Origin of the sequence: Streptococcus sp. CCUG 71758, assembly GCF_011714815.1 — a bacterium.
Lineage (GTDB): Bacteria > Bacillota > Bacilli > Lactobacillales > Streptococcaceae > Streptococcus > Streptococcus halitosis.
This window is the reverse complement of the sequence record NZ_RXXO01000001.1, coordinates 430,271-450,473: the sequence shown is the minus strand read 5'-3', so window position 1 is coordinate 450,473 and position 20,203 is coordinate 430,271. Positions and strand designations below refer to the sequence as shown.

The 20,203-nt window shown below is 40.8% G+C and carries 18 protein-coding genes; 9 read left to right on the top strand and 9 right to left on the bottom strand.

Features of this window, described 5'->3' with window-relative positions; all coding sequences use genetic code 11:
- Window positions 1-23 precede the first annotated feature (23 nt).
- Window positions 24-1,694 (bottom strand): formate--tetrahydrofolate ligase, encoded by a 1,671-nt coding sequence (locus tag EKB01_RS02270; RefSeq protein WP_167265549.1) that lies wholly within the window; start codon window positions 1,692-1,694, stop codon window positions 24-26.
- 231 nt (window positions 1,695-1,925) lie between these two features.
- Between EKB01_RS02270 and coaB the strand changes: the two genes are divergently transcribed.
- The 5 genes from coaB (at window position 1,926) to EKB01_RS02245 (ending at window position 4,958) form a co-directional block, all read left to right on the top strand.
- Window positions 1,926-2,615, top strand: a complete 690-nt coding sequence (gene coaB / locus EKB01_RS02265) for a phosphopantothenate--cysteine ligase (protein ID WP_033585316.1) — start codon at window positions 1,926-1,928, stop codon at window positions 2,613-2,615.
- An 11-nt stretch (window positions 2,616-2,626) separates the two neighbouring features.
- Entirely contained in the window at window positions 2,627-3,178 is a 552-nt protein-coding gene (coaC, locus tag EKB01_RS02260; RefSeq protein ID WP_033585317.1) for a phosphopantothenoylcysteine decarboxylase, read from the top strand.
- Entirely contained in the window at window positions 3,162-3,725 is a 564-nt protein-coding gene (locus tag EKB01_RS02255; protein WP_033585319.1) for an ECF transporter S component, read from the top strand. Before coaC ends, EKB01_RS02255 begins: the two co-directional genes overlap by 17 nt.
- 178 nt (window positions 3,726-3,903) lie before the next feature.
- Window positions 3,904-4,431, top strand: coding sequence for an ECF transporter S component (locus tag EKB01_RS02250; RefSeq protein WP_000354641.1), 528 nt, complete (start codon window positions 3,904-3,906; stop codon window positions 4,429-4,431).
- Between the two features lie 11 nt (window positions 4,432-4,442).
- Complete coding sequence (locus EKB01_RS02245) at window positions 4,443-4,958, top strand: transcription repressor NadR (RefSeq protein WP_000205862.1); 516 nt, start codon at window positions 4,443-4,445, stop codon at window positions 4,956-4,958.
- Here EKB01_RS02245 and EKB01_RS02240 read toward each other — a convergent pair.
- Together EKB01_RS02240 and uvrB are read right to left on the bottom strand one after the other, a co-directional pair.
- A complete protein-coding gene (locus EKB01_RS02240) occupies window positions 4,955-5,422 on the bottom strand; it encodes an 8-oxo-dGTP diphosphatase (RefSeq protein ID WP_033585320.1) in 468 nt (155 codons plus the stop codon). The two genes, EKB01_RS02245 and EKB01_RS02240, sit on opposite strands and share 4 nt — an antisense overlap.
- Before the next feature lie 735 nt (window positions 5,423-6,157).
- Window positions 6,158-8,146, bottom strand: a complete 1,989-nt coding sequence (gene uvrB / locus EKB01_RS02235) for an excinuclease ABC subunit UvrB (RefSeq protein WP_167265547.1) — start codon at window positions 8,144-8,146, stop codon at window positions 6,158-6,160.
- 180 nt (window positions 8,147-8,326) lie between these two features.
- On the opposite strand from uvrB, the gene EKB01_RS02230 reads away from it, so the two are divergent.
- The 3 genes from EKB01_RS02230 (at window position 8,327) to zwf (ending at window position 12,868) form a co-directional block, all read left to right on the top strand.
- The gene (locus EKB01_RS02230) at window positions 8,327-10,492 is read left to right on the top strand and encodes an ABC transporter substrate-binding protein/permease (protein WP_033585323.1); all 2,166 of its coding nucleotides are present in this window, start codon (window positions 8,327-8,329) and stop codon (window positions 10,490-10,492) included.
- Complete coding sequence (locus EKB01_RS02225; RefSeq protein WP_007516801.1) at window positions 10,492-11,232, top strand: amino acid ABC transporter ATP-binding protein; 741 nt, start codon at window positions 10,492-10,494, stop codon at window positions 11,230-11,232. Before EKB01_RS02230 ends, EKB01_RS02225 begins: the two co-directional genes overlap by 1 nt.
- Window positions 11,233-11,380: 148 nt before the next feature.
- Window positions 11,381-12,868, top strand: coding sequence for a glucose-6-phosphate dehydrogenase (gene zwf / locus EKB01_RS02220; RefSeq protein ID WP_084857539.1), 1,488 nt, complete (start codon window positions 11,381-11,383; stop codon window positions 12,866-12,868).
- A 44-nt stretch (window positions 12,869-12,912) separates the two neighbouring features.
- Here zwf and ftsY read toward each other — a convergent pair whose 3' ends face one another.
- The 3 genes from ftsY to EKB01_RS02205 are packed head-to-tail and all read right to left on the bottom strand — an operon-like array spanning window position 12,913 to window position 15,836.
- Window positions 12,913-14,223 (bottom strand): signal recognition particle-docking protein FtsY, encoded by a 1,311-nt coding sequence (gene ftsY / locus EKB01_RS02215; RefSeq protein WP_084857542.1) that lies wholly within the window; start codon window positions 14,221-14,223, stop codon window positions 12,913-12,915.
- A gap of 3 nt (window positions 14,224-14,226) precedes the next feature.
- Window positions 14,227-15,045 (bottom strand): Cof-type HAD-IIB family hydrolase, encoded by an 819-nt coding sequence (locus EKB01_RS02210; RefSeq protein ID WP_084857544.1) that lies wholly within the window; start codon window positions 15,043-15,045, stop codon window positions 14,227-14,229.
- Window positions 15,045-15,836: an HAD family hydrolase gene (locus EKB01_RS02205; protein WP_084857547.1), complete on the bottom strand. Its 792-nt coding sequence runs from the start codon at window positions 15,834-15,836 to the stop codon at window positions 15,045-15,047. Before EKB01_RS02205 ends, EKB01_RS02210 begins: the two co-directional genes overlap by 1 nt.
- Before the next feature lie 205 nt (window positions 15,837-16,041).
- On the opposite strand from EKB01_RS02205, the gene EKB01_RS02200 reads away from it, so the two are divergent.
- Window positions 16,042-16,737, top strand: a complete 696-nt coding sequence (locus EKB01_RS02200; RefSeq protein ID WP_084857550.1) for a VIT family protein — start codon at window positions 16,042-16,044, stop codon at window positions 16,735-16,737.
- Window positions 16,738-16,776: 39 nt separating this feature from the next.
- Here EKB01_RS02200 and EKB01_RS02195 read toward each other — a convergent pair whose 3' ends face one another.
- The 3 genes from EKB01_RS02195 to EKB01_RS02185 all read right to left on the bottom strand — a co-directional run bounded on the left by EKB01_RS02195 (window position 16,777) and on the right by EKB01_RS02185 (window position 20,178).
- Complete coding sequence (locus tag EKB01_RS02195) at window positions 16,777-18,765, bottom strand: ABC transporter permease (RefSeq protein WP_084878369.1); 1,989 nt, start codon at window positions 18,763-18,765, stop codon at window positions 16,777-16,779.
- A 1-nt stretch (window position 18,766) separates the two neighbouring features.
- Window positions 18,767-19,525: an ABC transporter ATP-binding protein gene (locus EKB01_RS02190; protein WP_000173369.1), complete on the bottom strand. Its 759-nt coding sequence runs from the start codon at window positions 19,523-19,525 to the stop codon at window positions 18,767-18,769.
- 380 nt (window positions 19,526-19,905) lie between these two features.
- The gene (locus tag EKB01_RS02185; RefSeq protein ID WP_001092787.1) at window positions 19,906-20,178 is read right to left on the bottom strand and encodes a PspC domain-containing protein; all 273 of its coding nucleotides are present in this window, start codon (window positions 20,176-20,178) and stop codon (window positions 19,906-19,908) included.
- Window positions 20,179-20,203 lie beyond the last annotated feature (25 nt).

Below are 20,203 nucleotides of genomic sequence, written 5' to 3'. Positions count from 1 at the left end.
CATTTGAAATCAATTGCAATATACTAGAACAATCCTAAAACGGTTCCATCGCTTTCAACATCCATGTTGAGAGCGGCAGGTCGTTTTGGAAGGCCTGGCATGGTCATAACATCACCAGTTAGGGCAACGATGAAGCCTGCACCTAATTTTGGTACCAATTCACGGATGGTAATTTCAAAGTTTTCTGGTGCTCCAAGTGCATTTGGATTGTCAGAGAAACTGTACTGAGTTTTCGCCATACAGATTGGCAATTTGTCCCAACCATTCTGAACGATTTGAGCAATTTGCGTTTGGGCTTTCTTCTCAAAGTTCACTTTGCTACCACGATAGATCTCTGTAACAATCTTTTCAATCTTTTCTTGGACAGAAAGGTCATTGTCATAAAGACGTGTGTAGTTAGCTGGATTTTCTGAGATTGTATTGACAAGCGTTTCGGCAAGTTTTACACCACCTTCTGCGCCATCAGCCCAGACACTAGCCAATTCTACTGGTACATCGATTGAGGCACAAAGTTCCTTCAAGGCTGCGATTTCAGCCTCTGTATCAGAAACAAATTCATTGATAGCTACAACTGCTGGAATACCGAACTTACGGATGTTCTCAACGTGGCGTTTCAAGTTAGCAAAACCTGAACGAACTGCTTCTACATTTTCCTCTGTCAAAGCGTCCTTAGCTACACCACCATTCATCTTAAGGGCACGAAGGGTAGCGACGATGATAACTGCATCTGGAGATGTAGGCAAGTTTGGTGTCTTAATGTCAAGGAATTTCTCAGCACCAAGGTCTGCACCAAAACCAGCTTCAGTAACCGTATAATCAGCCAAGCGAAGGGCTGTGCTTGTTGCCAAAACAGAGTTACATCCATGAGCGATATTAGCAAATGGACCACCATGTACAAAGGCAGGTGTACCATAAATTGTCTGAACCAGATTTGGTTTGATAGCATCTTTCAAAATTAATGCTAAAGCACCCTCAACCTGCAAATCACCAACAGAAACAGGTGTTCGGTCATAGCGATAGCCGATAACGATGTTAGCCAAACGGCGTTTCAAATCCTCGATGTCCGTAGCCAAGCAAAGAATAGCCATGATTTCAGAGGCAACTGTAATATCAAAACCATCCTCACGAGGAATACCATTTAGAGGACTACCAAGTCCAACGGTTACATGACGAAGGGCGCGGTCGTTCAAGTCCACAACACGTTTCCAGAGAATACGACGTTGGTCAATTCCCAGCTCATTTCCTTGGTGCAAGTGGTTGTCAATCAAGGCTGAAAGAGCATTGTTGGCAGTTGTAATGGCATGCATATCCCCAGTAAAGTGGAGATTGATGTCTTCCATTGGTAGGACTTGGGCATAACCACCACCAGCAGCACCACCCTTAATCCCCATTACTGGGCCAAGAGACGGTTCGCGAATAGCAATCATGGTTTTCTTGCCGATTTTGTTCAAGGCGTCTGCCAGACCAATGGTAATAGTTGATTTCCCCTCACCTGCAGGTGTTGGGTTGATGGCAGTAACCAAGATCAATTTTCCAACTGGATTGTTCTCAACTGCACGAATTTTATCAAAGCTGAGCTTAGCCTTGTACTTTCCATACAATTCCAAATCATCGTAAGAAATACCAAGTTTCTCAACAACATCAACGATTGGTTTCAACTCAATACTCTGTGCGATTTCAATATCTGTTTTCATTCAAAACTCCTCTAACCTCTAATATGATAACTCATTATAACACAAAAAAAGTTTTTTCACATACAAAAAGCTTAGTAAAGTTTATAAACATAAAGTTTTAAGGCCAATTTTAGTCGTCTTTTTTACTTTTTATAAGTTTTTATAGCTAAAAACTATAATCTTGCTGGAAAATTAGATAAAAAAACAAACGCTTTCTTTTGATTCTATTTTATTTTTTGGTACAATAGTCCTATGAAAATTTTAGTTACGTCAGGCGGTACCAGTGAAGCTATCGATAGCGTCCGCTCTATCACTAATCACTCGACTGGTCGCTTGGGGAAAATCATCACCGAAGCCCTACTTGCTGCTGGTCATGAGGTTTGTTTGATTACTACTCCTAGTGCTATTAAGCCAGAACCTCATCCCAACCTAAGCATTCGAGAAATTAATAATACCAACGACCTTCTAGTTGTGATGCAAGATCTTGTTAAGGATTATCAGGTCTTAATCCACTCAATGGCTGTGTCCGACTATACTCCTGTTTATATGACGGGGCTTGAGGAGGTACAGGCTAGCTCCAATCTAGAAGAATTCTTAAACAAGCAGAATCATCAAGCTAAGATTTCTTCAACTGATGAGGTTCAGGTTTTATTTCTGAAAAAAACACCCAAAATCATCTCTCTAGTCAAAGAATGGAATCCTGATATTCATCTGATTGGTTTTAAACTGCTGGTTGATGTCTCTGAAGATTATCTCATAGAAATTGCTAGACAGAGTCTTATCAAGAACCAAGCAGACTTGATCATTGCAAATGACCTGACTCAAATTTCAGCAAATCGACACCGAGCTATCTTTGTTGAGAATGATCATCTTCAAACCGTTCAAACCAAAGAGGAAATTGCAAATCTCCTCCTTAAAAAAATTCAAGCATACGATTCATAGAAAGGAAAGCCATGGCAAATATTCTCATCGCAGTGACAGGTTCCATTGCCTCCTATAAATCAGCTGACCTAGTCAGTTCCTTGAAGAAACAAGGCCATCATGTCACTGTCTTAATGACTCAGGCTGCTACAGAGTTTATCCAACCGTTGACACTACAGGTCCTCTCTCAAAATCCTGTCCACCTTAATGTCATGAAGGAACCCGCTCCTGATCAAGTCAATCATATCGAACTAGGCAAAAGGACTGACCTTTTTATTGTAGCCCCTGCTACTGCTAATACCATCGCAAAGTTAGCCCACGGATTTGCTGACAACATGGTGACAAGCACAGCGCTTGCCCTGCCAAACCACGTCAAAAAGTTAGTCGCACCAGCCATGAATACAAAAATGTATGACCATCCGGCAACTCAGGCTAATCTAAAAACATTAGAGACCTATGGTTATCAGATTATCTCCCCAAAAGAATCTTTACTAGCCTGTGGCGATCACGGCAAAGGCGCCCTAGCTGACCTGAATACTATATTAGAAAGAATAAAGGAAACCCTCGATGAACAAACGCTCTAACATTGCCCCAATTGCTATCTTTTTTGCAGTTATGCTCGTTATCCACTTTTTGAGCTCTCTCCTATTTAATCTTTTCCCATTTCCAATTAAACCAACTATCGTTCATATTCCAGTAATCATTGCTAGTATCATTTACGGCCCACGAGTTGGTGTTACACTTGGTTTCTTGATGGGACTGCTAAGCTTAACGGTAAACACGATTACCATCCTTCCAACCAGCTACCTCTTTTCTCCATTCGTACCGAACGGAAACATCTATTCTGCGATTATCGCTATTGTCCCTCGCATTTTGATCGGTCTGACACCTTACTTGGTCTATAAACTGATGAAAAATAAAACTGGGCTAATCCTAGCTGGTGCCCTTGGTTCCCTTACCAACACCGTCTTTGTCCTTGGTGGAATCTTCTTCCTTTTTGGAAATGTCTTCGATGGCAATATCCAAAAACTCCTAGCAACTGTTATCTCTACAAACTCAATCGCCGAATTGGTTATCTCAGCCATCTTGACTGTAATGATTGTCCCACGTCTCGAAACCTTGAAGAAATAAAAAAACAACTCCACTTTCGTCCTGAAGGTGGAGTTTAGTAGTTAAAACATAAGAATTAAGTTCCCAGTATTCTTTACCACATTTAATCAAATATCCCTTAAAAATTACTAATGCTTCTTGACTTGATTGGTGATTTATTGTACTATACTTATGTATATACAGATAAATGGAGGTTCTTATGGATATACGGAAAAAAACGCAGTTTATGACTATGACTGCCCTACTCACTGCAATAGCGATTTTGATTCCAATCATTATGCCTTTTAAAATCGTTATCCCACCGGCTTCTTACACCTTGGGAAGTCATATCCCCATCTTTATCGCCATGTTCCTATCACCTTTGATGGCTGCTTTTGTGATTATTGCTTCGAGTCTCGGTTTCCTGATGGCAGGCTACCCTATGGTTATTGTCCTACGCGCCTTTTCTCACATCGTTTTTGGTACTTTGGGGGCTTTGTACTTAAAGAAATTCCCTGAAACCTTGGATAAACCAAAGGCATCTTGGATTTTTAACTTTGTTTTGGGTGTTGTTCATGCTATCGCTGAAGTACTAGCTTGTATCATCTTTTATGCTACTTCAGGAACAAATGTTGAAAATATGTTTTATGTTCTCTTTGTCCTAGTTGGTTTTGGCACAATCGTCCATAGTATGGTTGACTATACATTAGCACTAGCTGTCTATAAAGTGCTTCGAAAACGTCGCTAAAAGGAAAAACTATGACAACGGATCGCAAACAAGCTCTTCTCAAACTATTAAAAGAGGCGCCAAAAGCTCTCAATGGTCAAACCTTGGCTGAACACTTTCATGTTACGCGCCAAGTCATCGTACAGGATATCGCTATTCTCCGAGCAGATGGGGCTCCTATCCTATCCACCAATCGTGGTTATATCTACAAAGAAAATGATGCCAGTCCCTACGTCCACAAACTCTTTAAAGTGAAACATGAACTGGAAGAAATCGGTCAGGAACTACTAGCCATTGTAGATAATGGCGGACGCGTTCAAAATATCTTAATCGATCATCCCGTTTATGGAGAAATTGAAACCCATCTCAAACTCACCTGTCGCCGAGATGTCCAGCACTTTCTGGAACAAGTCGAGAATTCAGACTTTAGACCCCTTTCTGAATTGACAGACGGCATCCATTACCACCTTGTTGAAGCCGAGACACAACAAGACCTCCACTATATCGAGGAGGCCTTGGATCAGTTAGGTTATTTAGTAAAAGACTAGAAAATTTCTTTTTCCCAGCCGTCCTCTGTACGATGGCGATAGAAAAATTCAGACTTGTCAGGTGCTTCCATCATTTCCATCAAAGGCAACATATCATAGGCCAGTTCCAAATTTGGAATCTGGTCTTTTTGCACCCAAGATACTTCTCCTTCTTCGGACGATTGAAGACTTCCAGTAAACTCTGTCGCCTTGTAACAAAAGACGATGTAGCGTTCACCTGTATCTAAGGGCCAATTTTTAATACCGACCAGTTGGGGATTATGAATCGTCAAACCTGTTTCTTCGTAGATTTCACGTATGACAGACTCTGCGAAAGCCTCGCCATTCTCAACATGACCTCCTGGAAAGGCGTAGCCAGACCAGCGATTGTTTTCAGGAGAGCGATATTGCATGACTACACGTTGATTTTTAAGGTCTTCAATTAGACAGATATTGGTTAAAATAGTTGATTGGGCACGGGACATGAATTTGCTCGCTTTCTAAGTTATTAAAATATATTTTTGGGGATTTCACGATAAAAGCATTAACTAAGTCATGGTATTATGATAAGATACTCTGACAGTGATAATTATATATAATGACCTATATTGACAAGAATAGATGAAAGAGGTATTACAATCATTTCTTCAATTTCTTCTTTTCTAAATGTTTAGCAAGAAGTAAAAGGACCAATCCCAAGAAAAAGAATAGCATATAAGTTGCGATAGGAAACCAGATATAGCGGTAATCTAGTGATAAGAGAGATGGTAAAATCCCTTTACTGTTTTTCCCACTAACTCCGAAAAACAGATGGACCACTAAACCGATACTATTAAGATAGATGAATAATCCAGCAAATCTGGTTAGAGTCATCCTTAACCTGGATAAATCTAGAAACCAATAGTCAAATATTCTGTAGACCAGACAAAAAAGATTTGCATATAATGGAAAACTATAGTTAATATCTCTGTATAGTAAAGGAAGTGGGAGGCTTTCAAAAATAAAATTAATACCTAGTCCTATTCCTAAGATTAGAAAAAGGACTAAGAAGAAACCTATAATTTTATGAGAATCTAGCCAATGCTGAAAACTTTCTTTCCTTGATAGATTCTTTTTTGTATTTGAATTTCTTTTATTCATTTTCACCGTTTTCTTCATATCTAGACTACTGAAACAAGGAAATAGCAATTTGGCTAATTAAATTTGACTTAAGGGCCTCTCTACCCCAACGCCTTCACTTCCAACATCATATCACGAATCTGGGCTGCCAGTTCAAAGTCAAGCACTTCGACGGCTTCTTGCATTTGTCTTTCTAGTTTCTTGACGAGTTCCTTGCGTTCTTGTTTGTTGAGACTATTGATATCGACTTCCTTGTCCTCTTCCTTGGCAACTGCCTTGGTCACGGCAATAAGATCACGGATTTCTTTCTTAATGGTTTGTGGTACAATACCATGTTCTTCATTATAGGCCATCTGGATTTTCCGACGACGAGCCGTTTCATCAATGGCTTTTTGCATAGACTGAGTCATCGTGTCCGCATACATAATCACATGCCCTTCGCTGTTACGAGCAGCACGTCCAATGGTCTGGATAAGTCCACGTTCGTTACGAAGGAAACCTTCCTTGTCAGCATCTAGAATAGCAACCAAACTTACTTCAGGTACGTCAATCCCTTCACGGAGCAAATTGATTCCGACCAAGACATCAAAAACACCCAAGCGTAGGTCTCGGATAATCTCCGTCCGTTCCAAAGTCTTGATATCCGAGTGCATATACTTGACCTTGATGCCCATTTCCTTGAAGTAGTTGGTCAAGTCTTCTGCCATCTTCTTGGTCAAGGTGGTAATAAAGGTTCGTTCATTCTTTTCAACACGGGCATTGATTTCACCTAGGAGGTCATCAATCTGTCCCATAGTTGGACGAACTTCCACTTCAGGATCTAGAAGTCCTGTCGGACGAATGATTTGCTCAATCACTGTCTCGGTCTGTTCATTTTCATAGTCGCCTGGTGTCGCTGAAACGTATACAATCTGGTGCACATGACTTTCAAACTCCTCCCGACGGAGAGGACGATTGTCCAAGGCGGACGGCAAACGGAAACCATAATTAACTAGCATTTCCTTACGCGAACGGTCTCCATTGTACATTCCCTTGATTTGCCCCATAGTCATGTGACTTTCATCAATCATAATCAAGAAATCATCTGGGAAGAAGTCAAGAAGCGTATAAGGAGGCTCTCCCTCGCTTCGACCATCCATATGACGAGAGTAGTTCTCAACCCCATTTGTATAACCCATCTCACGTAACATCTCAATATCATACTCTGTTCGCTGTTTCAAACGCTGGGCTTCTAGCAGTTTACCTTCCTTCTCAAAGACAGCTAACTGCTCTTCTAACTCTGCTTGAATCTTGGCAATAGCAACTTCCATATGGTCGTCATTGGTCACAAAGTGAGTGGCAGGGAAAATCGCCAAATGATCGACCTCTCCCAATACCTGACCTGTCAAAGCCTCAACTTCACGGATACGGTCAATCTCATCCCCGAAAAACTCTACTCGAAAGGCATGTTCATCTCGGGAAGCTGGGAAAATCTCCACTACATCCCCACGAACGCGAAATCTTCCCCGTTGGAAATCAATATCATTGCGTTCAAACTGAATATCCACCAAGTCATTCAAGAGTTTATCACGAGAAATCTCCAGACCTGGACGGAGACTAACGACACTATCAGCATATTCCTTTGGCGAACCCAAACCATAGATACAAGAGACAGAAGCTACGACGATGACATCATTGCGCTCCAGAAGGGCTGAAGTCGCTGAGTGACGGAGCTTGTCAATCTCATCATTAACCGAGCTATCCTTCTCAATATAGGTATCGCTCGAAGGGACATAGGCCTCTGGTTGATAATAATCATAGTAAGATACGAAGTACTCAACAGCATTTTCAGGGAAAAATTCCTTGAACTCCCCATAGAGCTGACCAGCTAGGGTTTTGTTATGGGCAATGACCAAAGTTGGTTTATTGACTTTGGAAATGACCTGACTCATGGTATAGGTCTTCCCTGTACCCGTCGCCCCCATCAGAATCTGAGCCTTTTCTCCACCTTCGATATTATCAACCAACTGCTCAATTGCCTGAGGTTGATCTCCTGAAGGTTCATATTTTGATACTAGTTTAAATTTATTATCTGTAATTCGATTAATCATGATTGCCTCATCTGCATTTTTCTATCTTTCTATTTTACCATAAATTTGCTTTTCAGACTCTTCTCCAAACTGATAAGAACGAGCAATTCATGTTATATTTTCTTACATAAAATTCATAAAATTTGCCTTTTCACCTTTTTTCTGGTATAATGGAAAAATATTCGGAAAAGGAGACTAAAAATGAAGAAAAAAATACTAGCATGTTTGCTCATTTTATTTCCCATTTTCTCACTAGGTATGGCAAAAGCTGATACTGTTAAGATTGTGTCTGATACAGCTTACGCGCCTTTTGAGTTTAAAGATTCAGATCAAACCTACAAAGGGATTGATGTTGATATTATCAATAAAGTCGCAGAAATCAAAGGATGGAACATCCAAATGTCTTATCCTGGCTTTGACGCAGCTGTAAATGCAGTGCAGTCAGGTCAAGCAGATGCCATTATGGCAGGTATGACAAAAACAAAAGAACGTGAAAATGTCTTTACCATGTCTGATACCTATTATGATACAAAAGTTGTCATTGCTACCACTAAGGCAAATAAAATCACCAAATATGAGGAACTCAGCGGGAAAACAGTTGGTGTTAAGAACGGAACTGCCGCTCAACGTTTCCTCGAAAGTATCAAAGATAAATACGGTTTCTCTATCAAAACTTTTGATACAGGTGATTTGATGAATAACAGTCTAAGTGCTGGTGCTGTAAATGCCATCATGGATGATAAACCTGTTATTGAGTATGCGATTAACCAAGGACAAGATCTCAGCATCAATATGGATGGTGAGGCTGTTGGAAGCTTTGCCTTTGGTGTCAAGAAAGGGAGCAAGTATGAACACTTGGTTACCGAGTTTAATGAAGCCCTAGCACAAATGAAAAAGGATGGTAGTTTGGAGCAAATCATCCAAAAATGGACAGCTTCTACAACTACGGCAACTCCAACGACAACTACTGCTGCTGGACAAAAAGCTACTCCTGTGAAAAGCAAGTACATTATTGCCAGCGACTCATCTTTCGCCCCATTCGTCTTTCAAAATTCAAGCAATCAATACACTGGTATTGATATGGACCTTATCAAGGCCATTGCTAAAGACCAAGGTTTTGAAATTGAAATTACCAACCCAGGATTTGACGCAGCCATTAGTGCTGTACAAGCAGGACAAGCAGATGGTATCATTGCTGGTATGTCTGTAACGGATGCCCGTAAGGAAACCTTCGACTTCTCAGAATCATACTACACAGCAAATACGATTCTCGGTGTAAAAGAATCAAGCACCATTGCTTCTTATGAAGACCTCAAGGATAAAACTGTCGGTGTTAAAAACGGGACTGCTTCTCAAACGTTCCTTACTGAAAACCAAAACAAATACGGATATAAGATTAAAACCTTCGCAGATGGCGCATCTATGTATGACAGTCTGAATACTGGATCTATTGATGCCGTGATGGATGATGAGCCAGTTCTAAAATATTCTATCAGCCAAGGTCAAAAATTGAAAACGCCAATCACTGGAACTCCAATCGGTGAAACAGCCTTTGCGGTTAAAAAAGGAACAAACCCTGAATTGATCCAGATGTTCAATAATGGACTCGCGAACCTCAAAGCTAACGGAGAATTCCAAAAGATTCTTGACAAGTATCTAGCTAGCGAAACTTCAACTGACTCTACAAGTACGGTTGACGAAACAACTATCTGGGGCTTGCTTCAAAACAACTACAAACAACTTCTTAGTGGACTTGGAATCACTCTTGCTCTAGCGCTTATTTCATTTGCAATTGCTATTGTCATCGGGATTATCTTTGGTATGTTTAGTGTTAGCCCATACAAATCTCTTCGTTTGATCTCTGAGATTTTCGTTGACGTTATCCGTGGTATTCCCTTGATGATTCTTGCAGCCTTCATCTTCTGGGGTATTCCAAACTTCATCGAGTCGATTACAGGCCAACAAAGTCCAATTAATGACTTTGTAGCTGGTACTATTGCCCTCTCACTCAATGCTGCTGCTTATATCGCTGAAATTGTTCGTGGTGGGATTCAAGCTGTTCCAGTTGGGCAAATGGAAGCCAGTCGCAGTCTTGGTATCTCTTATGGAAAAACCATGCGTAAGATTATCTTGCCACAAGCGACTAAATTGATGTTGCCAAACTTCGTCAACCAATTCGTTATCGCTCTTAAAGATACAACCATCGTGTCTGCTATCGGTTTGGTGGAACTTTTCCAAACTGGTAAGATTATCATCGCCCGTAACTACCAAAGTTTCAAGATGTATGCAATCCTTGCTATCTTCTATCTTGTAATTATCACGCTTTTGACTAGACTAGCCAAACGCTTAGAAAAGAGGATTCGTTAATGGCAAAACTAAAAATTGATGTAAATGATTTGCATAAGTATTATGGAAAAAATGAAGTTTTAAAAGGCATTACAACTAAATTCTATGAAGGAGATGTTGTTTGTATTATCGGTCCTTCCGGTTCTGGTAAATCCACTTTCCTCCGTAGCCTTAACCTTCTCGAGGAGGTGACGAGTGGCCACATCACTGTGAATGGTTATGATTTGACTGACAAATCAACCAATGTCGACCATGTCCGCGAAAACGTGGGAATGGTTTTCCAACATTTCAACCTCTTTCCTCACATGTCCGTTCTAGAGAATATCACTTTTGCTCCTATTGAACACAAACGGATGACCAAAGAAGAAGCTGAGAAATTGGGGATGGAGTTGCTTGAAAAGGTTGGACTAGCAGATAAAGCTAATGCCAATCCAGATAGCCTTTCAGGTGGTCAGAAACAGCGTGTAGCCATCGCTCGTGGACTTGCCATGAATCCTGATATTATGCTCTTTGATGAACCAACTTCCGCTCTTGACCCTGAAATGGTTGGAGATGTACTAAACGTTATGAAGGAATTAGCAGAGCAAGGCATGACCATGATCATCGTAACCCACGAGATGGGATTTGCTCGTCAGGTGGCCAATCGTGTTATCTTTACGGCTGATGGTGAGTTCCTGGAAGATGGAACTCCAGATCAAATCTTCGACAACCCGCAACACCCTCGTCTAAAAGAGTTCTTGGACAAGGTCTTAAATGTATAAAACAAAAGTGTAAGGTTCTCCTTACACTTTTTTAATTGCGTATTGGATTTTTGATTTTTTTGAAAATTATGATAAAATAAAATCTATGACAATGAGAAAATCTCATCCCTAGTCCAACTAGGAAAAAATATAGAAATTAGGTAGCTAGATGTCATCAAAGGTTATTGTTACAATTTTCGGTGCGAGTGGAGATTTAGCTAAACGCAAACTCTACCCTTCCCTTTTCAGACTCTATAAATCAGGCAATCTCTCTGAGCATTTTGCTGTTATCGGAACAGCTCGTAGACCTTGGAGTAAAGAATATTTTGAATCTGTAGTTGTCGAGTCCATCCTTGATTTGGCAGATAGTACCGAGCAAGCCCAAGAATTTGCTAGCCACTTCTACTATCAAAGCCATGATGTGAATGATACGGAACATTACATTGCTTTGCGCCAATTACAAGCTGAGCTAAACGAAAAATACCAAGCTGAACACAACAAGCTCTTCTTCTTGTCTATGGCACCTCAGTTCTTTGGAACTATTGCCAAGCACCTCAAATCTGAAAACATTGTTGATGGCAAAGGTTTTGAGCGCTTAATCGTTGAGAAACCATTTGGTACAGACTACGAAACAGCTAGCAAACTCAATGAAGATCTCCTTGCAGCCTTTGATGAAGAGCAAATCTACCGTATCGACCATTACCTAGGTAAAGAGATGATTCAGAGTATCTTTGCTGTTCGTTTTGCCAACATGATCTTTGAGAATGTTTGGAACCGTGAGCACATTGATAATATTCAAATTACCTTTGCGGAACGCTTGGGTGTTGAAGAACGCGGTGGCTACTATGATCAATCTGGTGCCCTTCGTGATATGGTGCAAAACCATACTCTCCAACTCCTCTCTCTTCTGGCCATGGACAAACCAGCTAGCTTTACAAAGGATGAGATTCGTGCTGAAAAGATAAAGGTCTTTAAAAACCTCTATCATCCAACTGAGGAAGAATTGAAAGAACAGTTTATCCGTGGTCAATATCGCTCTGGTAAAATCGATGGCATGAAATACATTTCTTATCGAAGCGAACCAAATGTCGACCCAGAATCTACAACAGAAACCTTTGCATCTGGTGCCTTCTTTGTAGACAGCGATCGTTTCCGTGGTGTTCCCTTCTTCTTCCGTACAGGGAAACGTCTGACTGAAAAAGGAACTCATGTCAATATCGTCTTTAAGCAAATGGACTCTATCTTTGGAGAACCACTTGCTCCAAACATTTTGACAATCTATATCCAACCAACTGAAGGATTCTCACTCAGCCTCAATGGGAAGCAAGTCGGTGAAGAATTTAACCTAGCACCAAGCTCTTTGGATTACCGTACAGATGCTACTGCTACTGGGGCCTCACCTGATCCTTACGAGAAATTAATCTACGATGTCTTGAACAACAACTCAACCAATTTTAGCCACTGGGATGAGGTAAGTGCTTCATGGAAATTGATTGACCGTATCGAAGAGCTCTGGGCGGAAAACGGTGCTCCACTTCATGACTATAAAGCCGGAAGTATGGGACCTCAAGCTAGCTTTGACTTACTTGAGAAGTATGGTGCCAAATGGACCTGGCAACCAGATATCGCCTATCGTGAAGAAGGTCGTTTAGAATAACAAAAATATCCTGCAAGATTGACTTGCAGGATATTTATTTTGTATTAAATCAAGCCTTCTAAGAGACCCTTCATAAAGTTTTCTGAGTTAAATTCCCCGATATCATCGATTTTTTCACCGAAACCAATTAATTTTACTGGGATATTAAGTTCTTCACGAATTGCCAGAACAACACCACCACGAGCAGTTCCATCAATCTTGGTCAACACAATACCGGTAACTGGGGTGATTTTAGAAAATTCTTTAGCTTGCACCAAGGCATTCTGTCCAGTTGAAGCATCAAGGGCAAGGAAGGTTTCATGGGGTGCCTCTGGAACGACACGTTTGATAATGCGACCAATCTTTTCCAACTCGGCCATGAGGTTGTCCTTGTTTTGCAGACGGCCTGCTGTATCAATCATAAGAATATCAATCCCTTCTGCTACAGCACGTTCCATCCCATCAAAGACTACACTAGCTGGATCAGCTTTTTCAGGCCCCCTCACAACAGGAACATCAACACGGCGGCCCCATTCAGCTAGCTGGGCAACAGCTCCGGCACGGAATGTATCTGCCGCAACCAACATGACCTTCTTGCCAGCTTGCTTGTAACGATGAGCTAATTTTCCGATAGAGGTGGTTTTACCAACGCCATTCACTCCAACAAAGAGCATGACTGTCAAGCCATCTTGGAAATGGATTTGTTCATCGTAGTTGCCATCCTTCTCATAGAGTTCAACCAATTTCTCGATAATGACACGACGGAGTGCGTCAGGCTTCTTAGCGTTTTCGAGTTTAGCTTCATAACGTAGCTCTTCTGTTAAGTTTGAAGCGACCTGCACACCGACATCGCTCATGATGAGCAGTTCTTCCAATTCCTCGAAGAATTCTTCATCGACAGAACGGAAGTTGGCAAAGAAGGCATTCAAACGAGCACCGAATCCCGTACGGGTTTTCTTGAGACTGCGGTCATATTTTTCCTGAACAGTTTCTTCAGGCTGGGGACTTTCTTCTTCTACTACTTCAGACGCTAGCTCTTCTCCAGCTTCTAGAGATTCTTGGCTCTCTCCTTCTAAAACTTCTTTAGGTTCTTGGCTTTGCTCCGTCTCATCAACTTCTAGCTCAACCTCTTTCTGAGCAGTTACCTCGACTGCTTCTGGTTCAATCACTTCTTCTGTCGAGACCTGTGAAATTTCTTCTTGAGCAAGTGTTTCTTCTTCTTTTTCTCTTGCTGTCTCTTCCTGAGAAGTTTCTTCGACTGCCGTTTGGTTTTCTTCAACCTCTTCTGACAAATCAAGATTTTCCAGAGCTTCTTTTACAATATCTTCGATTTTCGGCTCTTCTTTTTTCCCGAATAAACGGTCAAATAATCCCATATTTTAATTCTCCTTTAGCACGTATTCTTCAATAGCCCAGGCAACGGCTTCCTCGTCGTTGGTCATGGGGGTAACGACATTAGCAACTTCCTTAACTGCTGGAACTGCATTTTGCATGGCAACTCCCAGACCTGCCCACTCAATCATAGAAAGGTCATTGGCCTCGTCCCCACAAGCCATGACTTGACTTTGGTCAATACCCAAGTGTTTAATTAATTTCGCTAAACCTGTTGCCTTGTGGACGTTTTTCGGTGACCATTCCAATAAGAGTTCACGCGATTTGAAGATTTCATATTGGTCAAACAATTCAGGAGAAATCTGTTGAATGGCTGCATCCAAGGGTTCTTGGGCAAAGGCTGTCACACATTTATTATACGTCATCTGACTAGATAGCTCTTCAAAAGCGACAGGTACGAAGGTCAGGGCTGGATTGAACTTGGCATATAGACTTTCTTGGTCAGACTGGATTTGATAGACGGTTCCTTCTGAAATAGCATCTAACGGTAATCCGAGTTTTTCAGTTTCCTCGTACAATCGTACTACATCGTCGATTGAAAAGACGGTTTTATCGAGAATCTCTCCAGTATTTTTCTGTACCAGACCACCATTAAAGGTGATGGTGTACTCGTCCTCCTGACCATCAGTCCCTAGCTCATGGAGAAAGAAATCCATAGCCTTCAAAGGACGACCTGTTGTCAGAACGACCTTGATGCCACGATCACGCGCAGCTTTGAGGACCTCCTTGGTACGTTCTGTTAGCTTTTTATCCGTTGTCAGCAAGGTGCCATCCAAGTCCAATGCAATCAATTTAATATCTGCCATTATAAGCCCTCCATATAAGTCATCACTGATTGGTCCTTATGGTGGCCAATCACTGTCTCTGCTAATTCTAAAATCTCTGGTCGCGCATTTTCAGGAGCGATTGGATGCCCCACAACCTGCATCATATGAAGGTCATTGAGATTATCGCCAAACGCCATAACCTGATCCATTGTTAGACCAAGTTTTTTTGCCAACTCAACAATAGCCACACCCTTATCAACATAGTCTAAGACAATATCGATGGATTCAAAACCTGTGGTCATGGCTTTCACACCAGAAACATTTTCGTTGACCCATGCCTCACCAACTTCTATCGTTTCTTCAGTAAAGTTAGTAGTGAATTTAAAAATCTCATCTGAGATATCTTCCAAACTCGCTACTTTTTGAATGTTTTCATTGTAGTGACGACTAAACATGAGATAGGTCTCATCCACTGTATCTAATACGTAACAAGCTTTTTTCCCAGTCAAGAGCATTTTACTTTCATCAAAATAGGGTGATTTCTTTAAAGCTTCAAAAGTATTCAAGTAAAAATCCCGAGACATAGTAGCCTCATACATATCCTCACCATGAAACTCAACATAGCTCCCATTTTCAGCTATAAAAATCACTTCATCACGCACATCTGCAAACAACTTTTTCAGGGACAAGATACCGCGACCTGAAGCCACTGCAAAATAAATCCCCTTTTCCTTGTAGGAAACAAGTACGTTTTTAAGGCGTTCCATATCAAACCGACCCGCTCCATCTAGAAAGGTTCCATCCATATCGGTTGCTACAAGTTTAATCATAAAATTCTTCGTTCTCCAATTGATAAATCTATCTTCTATTATACCATAGATAAGTTTAAAAAGGTCCAGTACAGTAGGATAGCACTACTTTTTCGGAGAAACTTCAAAGGGCCTAAAAATTAGAATAGTAGAACTTTTTTCAGATAGTTTAAAAAGTTTGTATTCCCCTACCCTTTTCTCTATAATGGAGAGAAAGGAGATGACTATGACAGAAATAAAACATGAAATTGATGCTAACTTTACAGGCCGACTCAATATCCTACGCGCAGGTGTTCTAGGAGCCAATGATGGAATTATTTCCATTGCTGGAGTCGTTATAGGTGTTGCCAGTGCGACGATCAATATCTGGATTATCTTTTTATCAGGATTGGCCGCTATCCTCGCTGGTGCTTTTTCTATGGCCGGTGGCGAATATGTCTCTGTATCCACTCAGAAAGATACGGAAGAAGCCGCTGTCGCTAGAGAGCAATTACTCTTAGATAAAGACATCGAATCTGCAAAACAATCCCTCTATGCTGCTTACCTTCAAAATGGTGAGTGTGAAACGTCCGCCCAACTCTTGACCAACAAGGCCTTTTTAAAAAATCCACTCAAAGCCTTAGTTGAGGAAAAATACGGTATCGAGTATGAAGAGTTTACCAATCCTTGGCATGCTGCGATCTCTAGCTTTATCGCCTTTGTACTGGGAAGTCTTCCTCCTATGCTTTCCATTATCATCTTTCCAAGTAACTATCGCATTCCTGCTACTGTTTTTATCGTTGCCCTTTCCCTTCTCGTCACTGGCTATACCAGTGCTAAATTAGGCAAGGCTCCTACGAAAACTGCTATGATCCGTAACCTCTGTATCGGACTTCTAACTATGGGAGTGACTTACCTATTTGGACAACTCTTCAGCATTTAAGATAAAAGAAATACCTCGATAAACATCGAGGTATTTTTTTTACATTTGCACAATCTTGCGATAGCTTCTTGAGGTAATCATAAAGATCAAGACATAGACGATGAGGAAGATGGCACAGATGGACAGAGTGACAGTCAACATCATGGTTGCATCTAGTACCCCAATGACTTTTAGAATGAGGCTAAGCATATGATAGGCAAAGGCAAGGTGTAGGAAAGCAAAGAGCAATGGGAGGAAGAAAACAGTTAGGACCTGTTTATTAATGGTTTGCTTGATTTGCTTTTGATCGAGACCGACTTTTTGCAAAATGATAAATCGTTCACGGTCTTCATAGCCTTCAGAGATTTGTTTGTAGTAGATGACGAGAACCGTTCCCACCATAAAGATGATAGAGAGGAAGATACCGATGAAGAAGACTCCACCAAAGAGAGCACTCATCTGCGCACTACTATCAGCCAGATTGCTTCCGTAAACATAGCTTCCTTCTTTGCTTAATTCTCTATTAAAATCACCAAGGAATTTTGAATAGTCGTTGGCAAGTTTGAGTTGCTCTTCCTCACTAGCTGTTACATTCATACCACCGTAGTATTGATTAAAGATGGAAGAATTAGGATGCTGGTCAAGAAAGACTTGTAGGTCAGGAACAACCAGATAGTTATAGTCCGAAGTTAGAATATTGTACTGATTTGGGACATGTTCAAGAATAAAATCTTTTTTGATTTCTTCTTTGATCGTGTAGGTCTGGTTATTTAGAGTCAGTTCTTTCTGTCCTTGAAGTTCTTTGTTTTTAGTAAACAATCCAACTTCCTTTCCTGAAAGTGCGAGTTTTTGCCCCGTCATATTCTCGTAGTCTTTTTGGTCAAAGACCATAAAAACAGTTTTCGGTTGAACACGGTTTTGACCTTTGTCAAAGATTGTTAATTTCGTACCTTCTTGATTTGCCACACCAAAGCTACTGTATGTAAGAACTTCTTTCTTTGTAACAGTCAATCCCTTATCACTAGCATACTGGTCTAGGAGTTTATTTATGTCTTCTTTTTCAATATTCTGTCCTGTAATTCCAAAATCATGTGGATTCATGACTTTCTTGAAAGTTTCAGAGCCTTTAAAGATACTCGTTGCAGCAGACATAGTCACTAAGACCATGGTTGAAAGAATAGCAATCGTCGCCAGACCAACCGCATTTTTCTTCATACGGAAAATAAGATTGGATACGGAAATCATGTTGTTAGGTTGGTAATAATAACGCTTGTTTTTCTTCAAGATTTGTAGGAAAACTGTGATCCCTGCATTGAAGAGAAGATAAGTTCCCAAAATTACCAACAAGACTGCTACGAAGAAAATCAGAACAGCAGAAAGTGGATTTTCAACTGTAACCGCTAGGTAGTAACCCGCTCCCAAACTAATCAGACCTAGAATGGTTTGAAGACCTAAGAAACGTCCTTTTTTCTCACCACTGGCTTTTTCACGAGAGAGCTGAAGGGCATTCATGCGTGCGATGCGAAAGGCATTGATAAAAATCAAACCTAGGAAGATAGCTCCAAAGACGATGAGAACTAGGATAAAGACAATTGGTTGAAAAGTCGAAACGAGCTCTACCTTCATATTCATTAACTTCAAAAGGAGGGCAAAGATTAGCTTATCAAAGAGAGCTCCTAGACCGAGACCAGCTGTCAAGGTTAAGGAACCAAAAATAAGAAGCTCCTTAAAAACCATACTGATCAAATGGCGCTTTTCAAGCCCCAGCATACCATATACACCCAACTCCTTGGAGCGGTTCTTCATGACAAAACTATTGGCATAAAGGACAATAATTCCAGAAGCGATGGTAACAACTACCATACCGAGGGCAAGCGTCATAGAGATAGTTTCTCCCCCTCGTATCTTGCCAATATTAGGATTAAGTGACAGTGAGTAAAAGAGATAGGTGATGGTCACTGCTAAGAGAACAGCAAGGGCAAAGGGATAGTAGAGTTTGCGGTTTTTGATTAAGTTCGAAACCGCTAACTTATTGGTCAATCGAAACATACTAATTCACCTCACTTGCCATAACAGTCAAAGTATCAGAGATTTCTTGGAACATCTGACGCTCTGTCTTGTCTCCACGGTAGATTTGGTTGTAAAGAATGCCGTCCTTGATAAAGAGAACGCGCTTGGCCCTGCTGGCTGCTGCCGTTGAGTGGGTTACCATAAGAATAGTTTGACCGCGTTCATTGATTTCATCAAATACATCGAGTAAGGCTGCAGATGACTTGGAGTCAAGGGCTCCTGTTGGCTCATCCGCAAGGAGAATTTCAGGTTCTGTGATGATGGCGCGTGCTACTGCTACCCGCTGTTTTTGACCTCCTGAGATCTCGTAAGGGTACTTCTCTTGCAATTGGTTGATGCCCAGATTTTCAGCGGTTACTACCAATTTCTTCATCATCTCTGTGATAGGTTTTCGTGATAATACTAGCGGAAGCAAGATATTGTCCTTAACAGACAGGGTATCTAGCAAGTTAAAGTCTTGGAAGACAAATCCCAACTTTTCCCGACGGAAACTCGAAGCCTGTGAATTTTTAATAGTGGCTGTGTCTGTTCCGTTTAGGTAAACCTGGCCTCGAGTTGGTTTATCCAGCATAGCTAGGATGTTGAGCAGGGTTGACTTTCCTGAACCAGACTCACCCATGATGGCAACGTAGTCACCCTTTTCTACGGTAAAGTGAATATCTTTGAGTGCTTCGACTTGGTTTCCTTGGAAACGTGTTTTGTAGATTTTTTGAACGTGTTTTACATCTAAAAGTGTCATGATTTTCTCCTTCTTAATATCCCATCATTTGAAACTGTGCTTGCATCATAGCGCATCCCAGTTGAACACGCTCGATATCTTTTTGACTTGGTTTTCTTGTTTTCTTTTGTAAAATTCTTTTCATGGTTTTGCTCCTTTATTCTTTATGAGTCTAGTTTATCGCAAAAAAAGATGGCTTGCCATAACCTAACCTTACAAAAGAGACTTTAATCTTACATTTTTGTAAGATTGAAGAATATCAAGCAATTTCGCTATCAATATTTTACCATAAAAGAAAGGCAAGAAGAAAACCCTTGCGGATGCAAGGGTTAGGATTCACTACTTTTTCTAATTTCTTCAAGAAACAAGGAAATCATCTATAAACTATTTCCAAATCCGACTCACCAAAACCGTCCATCATTGTCATAAATGGCCTCAGCATCCTTACGTTTGCGTGGTCCTGTTCCGTACATTTCTGCTTCAATCTCTTCCTTAGTTGGCAGAATAGAGGCGAGGATGATGTAGATAATCACACCAATCCCAAAATTTGATATGGTAAAAATGGCAAAGAGAAAGCGGACTAGAGTTACATCAAAATTCCACTTGTCTGATAAACCAGCTAAAACTCCCGATACCATACTATTTCGTTTCATTTTATAAAATTTTGTATTCATGATTTGTTCCTCTTTCGGTATTCTT